Here is a 14,752-nt window from a genome sequence, read left to right as displayed (position 1 = left end):
CGGGGTTTATACCCGCCCGTTAGATGGGTATAACAGGCGTTGGTGTCTGGAATTTATGATACTGCTTTGCGGGCGACCATAAAGGTCGCCCCTACATTTACGCCTCGCTGCAAAGGGGCGTTTTTTATTTATGGCCAGGCTCTTTTGTCATAGCTGCAGTACGCCTAAGATAAGCCACTTTGAATAGCTTTTAAGTTCTTTCTATGGCACTACAACTTATTTCCCCAAACCAATGGCAAACTCAGGTTTGGAAAAATGGCGGCGGCATTACCCATCAGCTTGCCCGTTCCGATGACAATATAGGTATGCGCTGGCGTGTATCTATCGCCGAAGTAGCCAGCGATGGTCCATTTTCTCGTTTTGAACAAACCGACCGCATTATTATGCTGCTGCAAGGTAATGGCTTTTGTTTTCATGGTGCTGAAGATCAGCCCGTAGTGTTGGATCAGGTTTTACTGCCTTTCGCTTTTGCCGGTGAAACGACCATTGAATGCACCTTGATCAATGGGCCAGTGCGGGATTTTAATCTGATGACCAGACGCGCTGATGTAAAAGCCAGTTTGCAGGTATTGTCTGTGACTGAAGCCTTATCTTTGGCGCTGGTGCAAGAATCAATGTTATATCTGGCTTCTGGTCAGCTTCATGTAAGTTTCAAAGAGCAGAGCTATCAGTTGGATGCAGGGCAAAGCTTGTTATGCACTGATGAGGTGGGGGAGTTACAGATTAAAGCTGGTACAGAGCCCTGTCAGTTGGTTTGGATCTGTATTTAGCGACCTCTTTTACAAGCCAGACAAGGCGCGTAACATAAAGGCACTAATATTAGAAAGGATTTACTTATGAGCAAACAACATTCCCCGGGTTTTCTGGCTGTAGTCGAGGATGCCAAAAGCAGGATTAAAGAGCTGACTATTGCTGATTTGCAGCAGTTTCCAACCCCTTATGTGCTGGTGGATGTGCGGGAAGATTTAGAGTGGCTGGCCGGGCATTTGCCTGCTGCTATTCATTTGGGTAAAGGTGTGATTGAGCGGGATGTGGAAAAAGCAGTGCAGGATAAACAGCAAACGCTGATTTTGTATTGTGGTGGTGGTTTTCGTTCGGCTTTAGCAGGCGATATGCTGCAGAAAATGGGGTATCAGGATGTCTGGAGTCTGGCAGGGGGTTATACAGCCTGGGTCAATGCAGGTTTGCCTTTGACTAAGCCGCAGCTGTAATGAACGAAGCGGGACGGGATAAACCCGTCCCCTGCAGAGATATTTATTTCAACAGAGATTCTGTTAAATGTGGGCGCATGCCTTTTAACATGGCACCTAATACTTTTGGACTGCCTGCAACTATATTGCCGCTGCGCAGGTAGTTGTTACCACCAGCGAAGTCACTGATTAAGCCACCGGCTTCACGTAAAATCAGCTCGCCTGCCGCGAAATCCCATGGCTTTAAACCAATTTCCCAGAAACCATCAAAACGGCCTGCTGCGACATAACATAAATCCAGCGCTGCTGAACCAGTGCGACGTACGTCTGCGGCCTGAGTCATCAGAGTTTTAAAAGTTTCAGTGTAAGCATCTAAATGGTGTTTGTGTTTAAACGGGAAACCTGTAGCCAGAATAGCGCCGCTTAATTCAGGTAAATTGGTGGTACGGATACGACGGCCGTTTAACTGAGCGCCTGCACCACGGGATGCTGTGAATACTTCACCACGTAATGGGTCAAAAACCACGGCCTGATCCAGTCTGCCCTGGTGACGCAATGCTATGGATACAGCAAAGTGAGGAATGCCTTTGATAAAGTTGGTGGTGCCATCAAGCGGGTCGATGATCCACTGGTAATCGCTATTGTTGTTGCCATATTCGCCGTTCTCTTCACCGATAATATCGTGATCCGGGAATGACTTACGTAAAACATGCACTATGGCTTGTTCTGCTTCTTTATCGATGTTGGTCACAAAGTCATTGGTGCCTTTCTGAGTCGTCTGAACTAAGTCCATCTGACCACAAGCTTTAGCGATGACATTACCTGCGCTGCGGGCAGCACGAATTGCGATGTTTAACATCGGATGCATAACGATTACCTTATTGTATAAAGAACAGTCAAAAGAGCGGCGCGTATTGTAGCCGCTGACAGAAAAAAGTAAAGCGAATTCAGGGCCTGTGTTTTTGTAGTTTACGTTGCAAAGTACGTCTGTGCATTGCAAGTGCTTTGGCGGTCTGGGATATATTGCCCTGATGCTGTTCCAGAACCCGTTGAATATGCTCCCATTCCAGCTGATCTGTGGATAAAACATCGGCTTCATTTGGCGCTGTTTGGCTTGCTTGTCCACTTAAGGCCTGAGTTAAAGTGGCAAAATCCACAGGTTTGGTCAGGTAGTCGTCTGCTCCTGCTTTTACCGCTTGTACTGCTGTGGCTATGCTGGCGTAACCGGTCAGTAATACGATGCGACATAACGGCAGTTGTTGTCGTAATGGCAATACATAATCCAGGCCTGAAACAGCACCAAAACGTAAATCCAGCAAGTAACAATCGGCCTGTTCTGCGACCAGTTCATCAGGGCTTACCGCTTGGTTGTAGCTTTGCACCTGATGACCCAAGCTTTCCAGCCTGCGACTTAATGTGCGGGTTAAGGTCACATCATCGTCCAGTAACACCAGTTTCATGGCTGTTTTCCGCTAAAAATAATACGGGTTAATACGCCCAGGTCAGCACAATTTTCACGCTCCACTTTGCCGCCTAAACTGTCAATCGACACATTTGCCAGAAACTGACCCAAGCCTAAGCCTTGTTCACTTTGTTGTGGTCTTTTGCCCAGCTGCGCCAGAACAGAGTCGGGTAAACCAGGGCCATAATCCCGGATTTGTAGCTCCAACTGACTGTTGTGTTGCTGCATAGTCAAACTTAACTTTGGTTTTTTGTTTTGCAGGCTGGCATCGGCTGCATTGTCCAGAATATTAAATAACGCCGCAGCCAGGCTAATACTGTCGGTTATGCTCAAAGTGGACTGATCGCTGCTGAAGTGTTGCTCCATGCTGATCTCAGGTCTGCTGACCAGCCAAAGCTGAATACTGTGCTCTATAGCGTCATACAAAGGCTGGGATTGTAGTTCACCTTTTCGCAGTTGCTGAGCATTGCTGCGAAGTTGCTGCACTATCTGCTGGCAACGCTGTAATTGCTGACGCAGATCGGCTGCTAAGGCCGGGTCTTGTTGTTGCTCTGTCAGCTCGTCAGTGAGTAGCACCAAGTTCTGTAATGGTGTGGCTAAATCATGAGCCGCATTGGCGGCATAAGTAGCCACGGCGAGCACTTGCTCATGCTGCAGTTGTTTTTGTTGCAGCTTATTCAGTTGTGCTGAAGTAGCACGAATGCGTTGCGTTTGTGCGCTGATAAACCAGCTGACAATAAAAGCACTGAAGCTAAAAGCCCACCACATCTGGCTGATATGCTGGCTAAAAGGCTCTGCACTTGTTTGAGCTGCATGCTGGTGCGCTGAATGCTCGCCCGCCAACGGAATTTGTAACAGCAGGCTGTAACAGCCAATAGCTAAAGCAGCCATCAGATAACTGGGGCCAGCAGAAAACAACACGGCAGTTACAGCAACAGGCAACAATAAAATGGCGACAAAACCATTGCTTGCGCCTCCTGTCATCGCCAATAAAGCGGTGATCATAAAGAGATCAATAAAAATGCTGATGGTGATAAAACGTTGCTCTGAGTCTTTATCACCACGCCAGAGTTTCAGGCTGATATTGGTAAATACATGCACAGCTAATACAAAAGACAGCAGGCTCCAGCTATGGATAGGGTAATGCAGCAGATAAGCGGTCAGGCTGGACAGCAGCTCTAAGCTGATAAGTACCCAACGAAAACGCTGCAGTTGCTTTAGTGGATGATCTGTATTTAATTCGGCGCGGGAAAAAATGCTGTTCATGGCGTCTCAAAAAAGCGGCTGCCAGGCAGCCGTTGCAAAAAACTGACAATCCAGATTATAGGAGTGGGAACACCTTGTCATCTGATGGAAGTCAAAGTCATTCTGGTCTGCTCTGGCATTTTGTGCAATGTGGCAAAAGGTCGCACCTTATTGCCACATTGCTTAGCGACTTGTTTTGTATCGCATCACAAAACCAGCAGCAGCTAATCCCACTATCAGCAGCATCAGCAATTCCACTATAAGGTCGCGATAAAAGCGGCCTGTCAGCGGCATCAGCAGATTCCACTTGTGCAGCAAGGAAAAGCTGGTTCTTTCCAACTGATCGCTCTGGCGTAATTGCTCTATCCTTTGCCCTGTTGATGTATCCACAAACAGCAAGTCACCCTGAGCAGTTTGCAATTGCCACACAGGTAACCTCTTATTGCGGAAATCGTAATTCATACCAAAATACCTGACTTGCTGCAGTGTATCTGCTTGCCAGTCTGGTGAATAAAAACTGGCCAGAAATTCTGCGTAGTTGCTGTCATCCAGTTTCTGTTTGGTTTTCTCTGGTTGCAGCGGCAGGTAAATAACCTGTTGCTCTGTGGCTTGCCCCTGAAAACGCTGCTCCCGCTTAGTACTAAGTTCTGCAGTGGTGATGGCCATACGCCAATACCAGCCTTGCTCCGGGCCCTGCACCAAAGTGAGTTGACGTACACTGGTGTTTTGATTCAGTTCTGGCCAGTTTTGAGTGGCGGTGCTGAAATCCGGCAGCAGGGCAGGGGCGGGTAACGCCAAACCTATCAGCTGATCTTTTTGGCTGTTATGCAGCAGGTGATAAAAACCTGTGATGGCATAGCAGGCCACAGGAATAAAGACTATCCAGGCTAATCGGTAGTGCCAAAGCCGCAAGCCCCGGCGTTTTATTTTTGATGGCAATGACCAGAGCAAATAGCTGCCGGTGAACAATAACACCAGCACAGAAACCAGTAACAGGCTCATTAAGGCTAACCTGAGTTCAGGCACTGCCTTCAACCAGTTCCAGCTATGTAAAGTACGGAATACCAGTTGCAGACTGTCTTTGTAGCTGTTGCTCAGCGACGCCAGGCTTTGGCTTTCTGTATGAATGTAGGCGGTCAGATCCCCCAACTGAACTTTATACACAGGTAAAAGCCGGTTGACCTCCGGGTAGCTATGGTCAAAAGTGGTTTGAAACTGCACGGACTGCAGCTCTGTTTCCGCAATCCCGGTGTACCAGCTTGCAAGCCAGACTGCCATCTGCTGATCCGCTTGTGCAGACAGATCAATGCCGCTCAAACTTTGGTACTGCCGGGGTTCTGATTTATCACTGCTCAGTTGCAGCCAGATCTCATTCTGATAAGGCAGCAGCTTGACCAAGGCAAAAGATTCACCTTGCTTCTGCTGCAGCTGTTGCTGTGCTTGTTGCAACTGCTGCGGGCTCAGCTGCATGGCTGGAGGTTGCATTTTTGCCGCTGTTGGCCCTGTCCAGCTCATCAGCGGATGTAAAAATCCCGACACCGCAAAACTGAGTAAGGTCAGGCCACCCAACCAAATCAGTCTTTTGTGCCAGCGTATCAGGTTTCTGTTTTGCATTCGTTATCCTCAATGATCCTTAAAAACTCAGGTTGATGCCCACAAAAAGGCTACGTGGCATACCTGGTCTGTATTCAATTGCACTGGACCCCACCTGATTACTGGTATAAGTGGAGTAAAGTTTATCGCTCAGGTTCATCAGTCTGGCGTACAGGCGCAGAGCCTGGTTGTATTGATAATTTGCCCGCAGATGCCAGAGTTGGTGTCCCTGGTAACTATTGGTATTGGTTTCATCAGTGAAGTAAGCCCCAACTTTTTGCCATTCCAGCTCCAGTTGCAGCCCCTGCAAATAAGCCGGGTTATAACTCAGATTGGCATTGGCCAGTTGCTCTGGTGCTTTGCCCACATCAAAACCACTGAAATTACGGGTTTCGGTTACTGGCGCTGCACAAGCAGGTGGAAAACAGGAATACAGGTACTGGAAATCGAGGTACTTCTGATCCGTGACGGTAAAACCACTGCCCAGTTTCCATTCATCTGTCAGAACCCAGACTAAAGCCGCTTCCAGACCCTGGTGCCGGGTATGACCAGCGTTGGTGACTTTACGTTCGTTGGTGTCGATATAGCTGACGACATCGTCTTTGATATCCAACTGATAATAGGCCAAATCCAGGCTGTAGTTTTGCCCCTGTAAACGCCAGCCCAGCTCTGAATTGCGTGCTTTCACCGGCTCTAAGTCTGTACTGTTTGTCGTGGATCCCGGTCTGAAGACCTGGCCCACAGAAGGAACCCGAAAGGCATGCCTGTGGTTAAAGTAAAGCTGCTGCCGGGCGCTGATCTGGTACAAGGTACCCAATTTTGGACTCAGGGCTTGATAGCTCAAATTTGTGTTATCAGGTCTGAGCCAGTTGCTGCGGCCTATAGTTTCAGGCACTGATGCTGGCAACAAATCGCGGTAATCTACTTTGAAATAGTCATAACGTACGCCGGCCGTCAAACTCAACGCCGCTGTTGCTTGCCATTGCAGTTGACTATAGGGCGAGGCGGAGCTTTGATCGGCGTCAAAGTCATAATGCAGCCTGCCAGTTTTTTCATAAGCAGTGTAAATGCCATTCTGGCGCTGCACTGTAATTTGCCATTCGCTGTATCGCGCAGGGCTGTAGTCATAGTCCAGACCGCTGATCCATTGCAGTTGATCAGTCAACTGACTGGACCATTGTGCCAGTAATCCCATGGAGTAAAACTCAGTCTGACTTGTAACTGGATCGTAACTCAACATCCAGCTGGGCATCAGGCTGGATTTGTTGTCGCGGTAAAATGGCAGTATCATCAGTTCGGAATAGTCCGACCATTGATGGCGGATTTCAGCAGATAAGCGCAATGCCTGTACGTCACGAAAAGCGATATCACCAGTGTAATAGTTGGTCTCTGGGCGCTGCAGATAATCTTGTTCATTTAAAGCTGAAACTCCACTTTGATCAATTTTGCCAAAGCTGGCCAGGTACTTAATTTTAGTGGCTGTACTCCAGTCCTGATCCAGTCGCAGACTGCTGGATAGCCGATCATAGCCAGCGTTTTCACGAAAGCCGTTACTTTTGGTCCAGTTTAAATCCCAACGCGCAGCACTTTGTTCTGTGACTGGTGCTCCAACTGCAATTAACCCCCTGTTCCAGCCATCACTGCCACTTTCAAGACTAAGTTCTGTTTCTCTGCTAAGTGGTGTTGCTTTAGTCAGAATATTAAAAATGCCGCCTATCGCATCACTGCCGTATAAAGCTGAGCCAGGACCTTTAGTGACCTCAACCCGGCCAGATTGTGGAATATCAATTTCATACAAGCCATTGTGATTAAAAAATCCTGTGGGCCTTGTTGGCAGGCCATCTTCCAAAAACAAATAAACACCGCTGGTGGAGATAGGCTGACGAATGGCTGTCATATGGCCTTCCCCACCTAAATCATTCACATGGACCCCAGCCACTCTGTTCAGTAAATCTGCAGGATGGCCCGGACTCACTTTACGAATATCTTCTTCACTTAACACAGCCACAGATTCTGCCAGTAGCTTCAATTGCTGCTGTTGCCTGCTACTGGTCACCACCATGACTTCGACTTGTTGTTCTTTGGCGGTTTTGTCCTGTAACTCAGCCTGGGCTGAAACAGAGATGAAACTGAGCACACAGAAAGGAAAAATGATAGCTTTTGACATAGCTAAGTACCTGAACTTTATAAAGTTGAAATCCTACAGACTTTAACTACAAAACAGCATGCGACAAATTGTCGCAGTTCAGGGAACGCGGCCAAATAGAACTTAAGTCATACAACTGTCATGACTTGGCTATAGGCTGCCATCATTTTCTGCTGTTAAAGGTGAAATTGATGAAAGCTGTACTCTATCTGATGCGTCATGCGACTGCTGATATACGAAACTCACTGGTGGATGAAGCCGATCGTTGCCTGAATGAAAAAGGCAGATTACAGGCTCGCCGTGTCGCTGATTTTATGCACAAACAGGGCTTAATACCGGACCGCATTTTTTGTAGCCCACATACCAAAGCTGTGCAAACCGCTGCTTTAGTACGGAAAGATTCTGGGGTCAAAACCGCAGTTGAAGAATGGCACTGTTTATTGCCAGCTGTTGCTGTAACTGAAGTAAAAGAACATTTATTCAGTCAGTTACAGGACAATGAGGCTGTGCTGCTTGTAGGGCATGAACCTGAACTTGCCTTGCTGATCAATGAATTATTGGGGCTGGACAAAACCTTTATCGAGCTGAAAAAAGCCTCTTTGACCTGCCTGGAACTGGACTCTGAATCAACAGTGCCTGTGCGGCTGGCCTGGTCTGTGCCAGCTAAGTTTATGTGATCTGAGCTGATGAAACGCAAAAGGGCAACAGCAGGTGTAGCGACAACAACAGATAAAATTATCTAACTTGAATTGCGAATCATTCTTGTTTAATCTGTGCACCTTTATTGCCGCTCAGAGACTGTTATGTTGTCCTTACCTTCATCTTCTATTTTGGCTATTGCTGTTATTGCTGCCCTTTTTGCATCTTCTGGTTATGCCCAGAGTCTGGACAAACAGTATTCTGATCAACAGGAAACTGACAACAACTTAGAAGTGATAGAGGTTAAAGGCCGGGCTCAGACCTTATACCGTGCTTCACAAAGCAGTGTTGGAACCAGAACAGATACAGATTTAGAACTGGTACCTCAGAGTATTCAGGTGTTACCCGAAGCCCTGATCCGCGATCAGGCCGCCCGTCAGGTGACAGATTTATACCGCAGTATGAGCGGCGTCAGCGCTTTTAGTTATTCAGGTGTTACTTTCCGTGGTTTCCGTCAGGATGAAATTTTATACGACGGTGTAAGAGGCGATCCTTTTAATGGGTTTGCTGTGCCTCAGTTGTTTAATGTGCAGGAAGTGCAAATACTCAAAGGCAGCAGCGGCGCTTTGTATGGCAGCAGCGCACCAGGTGGCTTAATTAACTATGTGACTAAAAAGCCACAACGAAGCAGTAAAAATCAGCTGGAGTTTGCGTTAGGCAATGATAGTTATTGGCAAGGTTCGCTGGAGTTGAGTGGCCCTTTAACAGAACAGCAAGCTTATCGTTTTGGCTATTACCGTGACTCTGAGCAGCCTTTTCGCTGGAATACCAAAGTTAAAAACGACATTCTGGATTTAGGTTATCTGATTGATCTGACTGACAGCACCAGCCTGACCCTGCAATACAATACTGTCACTCAGGATTATCAGGGCGCTCGTTTACGGGGTGTGCCTACAGATGATCAGGGCAATTTCCTGGGCGACAGAGCCTGGAACCATAACGAAGCAACAGATTTTCAGTCACTGGACGCTGATGTCTGGCAAGTACGGGCTGATCATGAATTTAACAGCAATTGGCGAACAGACCTGACCTGGCGTCATTATGAAAATACTGAATTACAAAACTACCATGAACCTTCCTGTAGCTACGACACTGATGGTGATGGCGTCGTAGATTATTGCCGCCGTCAGTTCAGGGATCAACGACGCGAAAATACCGCAAACAGTGTGACATGGAACAATATCCTGGAGTTCAGCACCGCAGGTTTTAACCATCAGTTATTGCTGGGTGCCGACACTATGACCCAGGATTCCTACTTTTTAGGCCGTAACGTAGCGCCTATAGAAGTGCAGGGAGGTAAGGTCCCGGGTATAAGTCTGACTAACCCTGTGTATGGCCTGACCTCAGCGGCAGACTATGATATCGGCAGTATCAAATCTGATCCGACAGATACCACAGCTGTGCGCCAAGGGGTTTATCTACAGGACCAGCTGGATTTAACCTCTAGCTGGAATCTATTGCTGGGGGTGCGTTGGGACAGTTTTGAAGATAAAAACAACAGAGCCTTGTCCAAAGTTAACGGCAGCGACAGCTCCTGGCGAGTTGGTTCTACTTATCAACTGACCGATTGGGTGCGTTTGTATGCACTGAAAGGCACGGGTTTTAGCCCTCAGGCCAGCACTTCGCAGGTGCCTGAAGTGGGCGGTCCTTTTGAGGCTGAGCAATCCAGCATTATCGAAGCTGGTGCACGTTTCTCTTTACTCAATGATGCAATACGCCTGAATGTGGCCACTTATCAAATGATCAGAAATAACATACTGCAAACTGATCCTCGTGGTGATGTGGGCGGTGATGGTCGTGATGATTTAATTGCTCTGGGTGAAGTAAAAAGTAAAGGGCTGGAACTGGATTTACTGGGCGATTTAACCGACTCCTGGGTATTGAATGTCAACTATGCCTACAATGATACCCGCATAGTGGAAAGCAACAGTGCTATCACCAATGCGGTCGGTGACAAGTTCGCCAATGCGCCGCAGCATCAGGTGGGTATATGGAGCCGGTACGAGCTGGATAGCATCAACTCAGCTATAGCTGCAGGTATGGATTATGTCAGCGACCAGTTAAGTATTGATGGTCAGCATGTGAAATCCTATACCGTTTTTGATATGAGCTGGCAAACCCGCTGGCAGCAGTGGTTGTTTCAGGCCAATGTGAAAAACCTGTTTGATAAAACTTATGCCACTGCTGGTTTTATTGAGCGCACCGGGCATTTTCCGGGTGAACCACGCCGTTTAATTGTTACCGCCAGTTATCAGTTCTAAGTTGGCTATGACTGCTAAAAGCTGGTTTAAGCTACATTCTTTTGCTGGTTTTGCTTTTGGCCTGCTGCTGTTACTGGTGTGCTTTACCGGCACTCTGGCTGTGGTCAGCCATGAAATTCAGTATCTGTCAGATCAAAAATACCGGGCTTTGTCAGAACGAAAAGGCCCTGTGCCCTGGCAGGTATTGGAGCAAAACTTAGCCAAAGCTTATCCGGATTATCAAATCAGTAACCTCAATGTACCAGAGCAGTGGTATCTGGCAGGTAGCGTCAGTTTGAATAAAGCCACTGAGTTTTTATTTGCCTATTTTGATCCCGCTTCCGGAGCTTTAACAGGCGAAGGCCAGTGGGGCACTTTGTCGCGGTTTTTACGCAATATTCATATGTACCTGTCGCTTGGGCCTACAGGCAAAATTGTGGTCACCAGTTTAAGTTTTTTACTGCTGATTATCCTGGTCAGTAGCTTTTATGTTTACCGGCAGTGGTGGCGTAAAGGCTTTCAGCTGCCTTCAGCGACTAAAGTCTCCAGCCGTACTTTTTGGTCCGATTGGCATAAATGGACAGGGGTCTGGTGTTGGGGTTTTATTCTGCTGATGTTTTTAACAGGCCTTTGGTACTTCACCGAACACTTTTTACTGAAGTTTAAAGTGGAACATTATCCAAAACCGCCAAAGCTGGAGCTGGTCACAGCACAATACCAAGCTTTGTCTTTAACTGAACTGATGCAGGCTGCGCAAAAGGCCCGGCCAGAGCTGGATATCAGAGCATTAAATTATCCGCTGTCGGAGAAAAATGTAGTAGTAGTGGCGGGTCAGGACACTAGCCTGCTGGTAAGGGACAGAGCCAACAGAATTTACCTGGACCCGGTGACAGCGCAAGTGATCCATATTCAGCGCGCTGCTGATTTAAAAGTTGTGGCTTATATAGCTGATATGGCCGATCCGCTGCATTTTGGTAACTTTGCAGGGCTCGGTGTCAAACTGCTGTATTTTGTATTTGGGCTGGGTTTTACCTTTTTAGTCGCAGGTGGAATTTGGATGCACTGGCTACGAACCAAAAGACAACAACCACAACTTATACGTTGGTTAGGTTGGACCGGAGCCCTTTCGTCCGCTTTAGTGATCGCCGCTTTAGTGGTCACTTCAGTGCAGTTTTCACAGCGTGAAATCGAGATCCTACCTTTATCGCCGCAACTTGGATCTTTGCTACAGCATTAGCACATCGACCGATGCCAATCCAACCGATAGTTTTATACCCGTTATGAAGTTTCGTTCAGCTAGCAATGATGTCGGATATTCTAAAATGCCAATAAACAGATGCTAAAATTTCAAAAACAACCATAAAAATAAATGAACAAATGACCGCTATTCTTGAAAACAAAAAACATTGATAAGCAACCGGCTGCATTTTCCTTCAGAGCGTGAAAGGATCACAAAGGATTGCGCTCTCGTGCAATCATACTTCTTTCTGGTACATTGAATTATTTTCTCTTTCAGGTAAAAAAAGAAAATAACGCAGAAAAATAGAAATCCAAAAATAAAAGGGAAGTTTTTCCCATTGTCAAAGTAATCCACCATCACCAGAACTCTCATTTGGGTTGAAAAAAGTACAAAACACCTGTGCAGGCCAACAAAGGGTTTTTCATTTTTGACGTTATCGCAGGCGTTGTAAGGCAAAACCATCATGTCTAAAACCGCTGTTGGTAATACCTGTTAAGCGCTTTAGTGTAAAACGAAAACCAGAGAGCAAAGTGCAAGACCTTGCCCCCAATCTTTCAAGCTCTTTGTTACCATTTGATTGTACTTGCACCTGTAATGCCGTAACCCCTCAAGTGCTCTAATAAATTACTAATCTAAGTTAGCCGTTTTACAAAAGTTGATTGGCGTTAAAAGTTGTTCTCCTCGCGCTTTGAACAAATATTCCAAAACTTCATAGTCTGTATCTATATTGTGACAGGCCAGCTGAACTCCCAGTAGGTAAACTTTTTCATTCACTAAGGGAGTTAATTTTTTTATTGCTGCAAAATTTGCGACAGCCACAGCCTCTTCAAAGGCAGAACGTCCCCAATATTGGGGGGCATTCGGATTTGCAACTAATAACAAGTAAAAGCTCATCCTCAGATCCCGCATGGTCGAAGTGGAAGGAGATCCTGTTTTATCGGAGACTACAATCATATACAGCGCTAAACTTGGGTTTTTAAATACCTCTACAGTGCCATAAGCAAATCGTGTGATAAAAACAGTCCAAAATATACAGCCGAGAACTAGTGATATTTTTCTCATGATTAATCCAGGCAACCTTGCGCCATAAAGGTATCGTTTCGTTTTAGGTCGCCATTCGGACCGAATAACTTATACTCAATCCCATATCGCCCTTCTACGCTAAAAAGAGTTGTCTGCAGTACATCATCATGGTGTGCTTGCACGCCTCCCATGTCTCCGAGCATACTATATCCTCCAAGAGCAAATGATGAGACGCTCCTGTAACGAGCCCTATTGTTGCAGCAAAAGAGGGTGTTGATAACGAAATTACACCTTCATGCTCTGGGTAGTCTTTAAGTCATCGGCCAGTCCAAATCAAAAAATAGGGGCATGGCACAAGTCCTGCCCCGTTTGACTCAGCCAACAACGTGTCAGCACCTATGGTGCTAAAGTCTATCCAAATTTGAGCAAGATGATTGAATAGCCTCGCTTCCTCTTGATTGCAATATTCTCTGTATGACTACTTCATCACGCTTTTCGCACGCAAGGCTCACTGCAGAGGCAAAGGTCGAATCTTCAACTAAAGGAGATAGTTTTACTATTGCATAAAGGTTCTTCTTTTCGACAGCAACATCTAATGAAGTCATGCCGTCCATCTCTATAAACCTGCGATTAGGATCTGCGCCAAGGTATAAATACACCTCGTATCTCAATCTTGAAAGTGCAGTTGGTTCTTCCGATGCAATCTCCAGATGAAGGGCCAAACTTGGGTTCCCGGCCGTGCCATATAGACCTAAAACCCAGAATCCAGTAGCTAAAAACAATGCCACAGTACCAATGATTAGAGACATAACTTGTTTGCTTTTCATAAATCAGTTTCCTGTCCACTAAACTCTGGACTCAAGTTGTACGTTCGTCATAAGCAAGTGTAAATTGAAAAGCAGGGGCAAGGTGTAAAACAAGCCCCTGATCTCACACAGACTAAGCGACAACTTTGTGGCGTTACAAATGTTCTAATCTAAGCAACAATAACCAAGTTGCCAATACAAAAAAAACTACGGCTAAACAAGCATGAACTATCATCCAAGGCTTTATCTTCTTCATACTTTACTCGCAATACTCATCTGATACTCGGGTAAGAGGTTTACCCTTGCTATCGAAATACTCTTTAACTGATTGAATGTGACTGCCATGGTCAAAGAATTGGGTCGTCATACTGCCTCCAAACATTTCGGCATAAGGTGTTGCACCAGCACCAGACAATCCCATTGCACCATGCGACAATCCGATACCATATCCAACTGGACCTGACCATTTCGCAACAACTTCAGGCACTCGTAAAAATGGAACTACTGTAGCTCCGAGTCCAATTAAAGCCGCTTGCCCATAGCCATTTACTGCAGACATCTGGTTAAATTCACGGTTTAACCTATTAATCTGTGTTTGATTAAGCTGAATTGTTTGCTTCTGGAAAATTTGACTGTCTTTGGTTGCTTTTACTGAGCATGAACATGCATCAAGCCCTTTAGGATCAAAATAACTAACAGGATTCCCCCCCACATAGCCATAAGTATTCAACCCACCTGCCAAACCAATAGGGTCACTCTGCAAATAGCGCCCTAAAGTCGCATCGTAATCCCTGAAATAGTTATACCAGCTGGCTTTTTCAGAGTCCCAATATTGTCCAGGGAATCCTATGTTGAAATCACCAATACTTGTACTTAACACAGAGCGGTCAAAGGCCTCCAACTTAGCCCGCCACACTATCGCTTTGCTGGCATTAGTGATGACTTCTGGCCTGCCTAAATGGTCGTTGTGCACATAATACAATTGGTTGTTCAGAATATAACCCACCACCTGGCCATTAAAATAAATGTACTGTTTGGTGGTGCCTTCGGCTAATAACTGGCCTTGTGGGCTATAGATAAACCTCGTTTCAACACTACCTACTTTTTT

The 14,752-nt window shown here is 46.3% G+C and carries 13 protein-coding genes; 5 read left to right on the top strand and 8 right to left on the bottom strand.

The window, feature by feature from the left end; all coding sequences use genetic code 11:
- Positions 1 to 203: 203 nt before the first annotated feature.
- Both RHEIN_RS16100 and RHEIN_RS16095 read left to right on the top strand, forming a co-directional pair.
- Positions 204 to 770, top strand: coding sequence for a HutD/Ves family protein (locus tag RHEIN_RS16100; protein ID WP_008900041.1), 567 nt, complete (start codon positions 204 to 206; stop codon positions 768 to 770).
- A gap of 66 nt (positions 771 to 836) precedes the next feature.
- Positions 837 to 1,211 (top strand): rhodanese-like domain-containing protein, encoded by a 375-nt coding sequence (locus tag RHEIN_RS16095; protein ID WP_008900040.1) that lies wholly within the window; start codon positions 837 to 839, stop codon positions 1,209 to 1,211.
- A gap of 43 nt (positions 1,212 to 1,254) precedes the next feature.
- On the opposite strand, the gene suhB is transcribed toward RHEIN_RS16095, so the two are convergent.
- The 5 genes from suhB to RHEIN_RS16070 form a co-directional block, all read right to left on the bottom strand.
- Positions 1,255 to 2,058, bottom strand: a complete 804-nt coding sequence (suhB, locus tag RHEIN_RS16090) for an inositol-1-monophosphatase (protein WP_008900039.1) — start codon at positions 2,056 to 2,058, stop codon at positions 1,255 to 1,257.
- A 79-nt stretch (positions 2,059 to 2,137) separates the two neighbouring features.
- Entirely contained in the window at positions 2,138 to 2,650 is a 513-nt protein-coding gene (locus RHEIN_RS16085) for a response regulator transcription factor (RefSeq protein ID WP_008900038.1), read from the bottom strand.
- Positions 2,647 to 3,918: an ATP-binding protein gene (locus RHEIN_RS16080; protein ID WP_008900037.1), complete on the bottom strand. Its 1,272-nt coding sequence runs from the start codon at positions 3,916 to 3,918 to the stop codon at positions 2,647 to 2,649. Before RHEIN_RS16080 ends, RHEIN_RS16085 begins: the two co-directional genes overlap by 4 nt.
- Before the next feature lie 162 nt (positions 3,919 to 4,080).
- Positions 4,081 to 5,511, bottom strand: a complete 1,431-nt coding sequence (locus RHEIN_RS16075) for a PepSY domain-containing protein (RefSeq protein ID WP_008900036.1) — start codon at positions 5,509 to 5,511, stop codon at positions 4,081 to 4,083.
- 19 nt (positions 5,512 to 5,530) lie between these two features.
- The gene (locus tag RHEIN_RS16070) at positions 5,531 to 7,657 is read right to left on the bottom strand and encodes a TonB-dependent receptor (RefSeq protein WP_008900035.1); all 2,127 of its coding nucleotides are present in this window, start codon (positions 7,655 to 7,657) and stop codon (positions 5,531 to 5,533) included.
- Between the two features lie 170 nt (positions 7,658 to 7,827).
- Here RHEIN_RS16070 and sixA point away from each other — a divergent pair, with 170 nt between their 5' ends.
- From sixA to RHEIN_RS16055, 3 genes are all read left to right on the top strand, one after another.
- Positions 7,828 to 8,313 (top strand): phosphohistidine phosphatase SixA, encoded by a 486-nt coding sequence (gene sixA, locus RHEIN_RS16065; protein WP_008900034.1) that lies wholly within the window; start codon positions 7,828 to 7,830, stop codon positions 8,311 to 8,313.
- Positions 8,314 to 8,439: 126 nt separating this feature from the next.
- Positions 8,440 to 10,596 carry a TonB-dependent siderophore receptor gene (locus RHEIN_RS16060; RefSeq protein ID WP_008900033.1) on the top strand — a complete coding sequence of 719 codons (2,157 nt, stop codon included), beginning with the start codon at positions 8,440 to 8,442 and terminating at the stop codon, positions 10,594 to 10,596.
- 7 nt (positions 10,597 to 10,603) lie between these two features.
- Positions 10,604 to 11,812 carry a PepSY-associated TM helix domain-containing protein gene (locus RHEIN_RS16055; RefSeq protein ID WP_008900032.1) on the top strand — a complete coding sequence of 403 codons (1,209 nt, stop codon included), beginning with the start codon at positions 10,604 to 10,606 and terminating at the stop codon, positions 11,810 to 11,812.
- A 630-nt stretch (positions 11,813 to 12,442) separates the two neighbouring features.
- Here the strand turns inward: RHEIN_RS16055 and RHEIN_RS16045 are convergent.
- From RHEIN_RS16045 to RHEIN_RS21255, 3 genes are all read right to left on the bottom strand, one after another.
- Positions 12,443 to 12,877, bottom strand: a complete 435-nt coding sequence (locus tag RHEIN_RS16045; RefSeq protein WP_008900031.1) for a hypothetical protein — start codon at positions 12,875 to 12,877, stop codon at positions 12,443 to 12,445.
- Positions 12,878 to 13,242: 365 nt separating this feature from the next.
- On the bottom strand, positions 13,243 to 13,665 hold the full coding sequence (locus RHEIN_RS16040) for a hypothetical protein (protein ID WP_008900029.1): 423 nt from the start codon (positions 13,663 to 13,665) through the stop codon (positions 13,243 to 13,245).
- 238 nt (positions 13,666 to 13,903) lie between these two features.
- The coding region (locus RHEIN_RS21255; protein ID WP_008900028.1) for an RHS repeat domain-containing protein at positions 13,904 to 14,752 on the bottom strand (849 nt) is incomplete at its 5' end.

Origin of the sequence: Rheinheimera sp. A13L, from assembly GCF_000217935.1 — a bacterium.
GTDB lineage: Bacteria > Pseudomonadota > Gammaproteobacteria > Enterobacterales > Alteromonadaceae > Pararheinheimera.
Note: the sequence above shows the minus strand (reverse complement) of the source record. Positions and strands in the feature narration are given on the sequence as shown.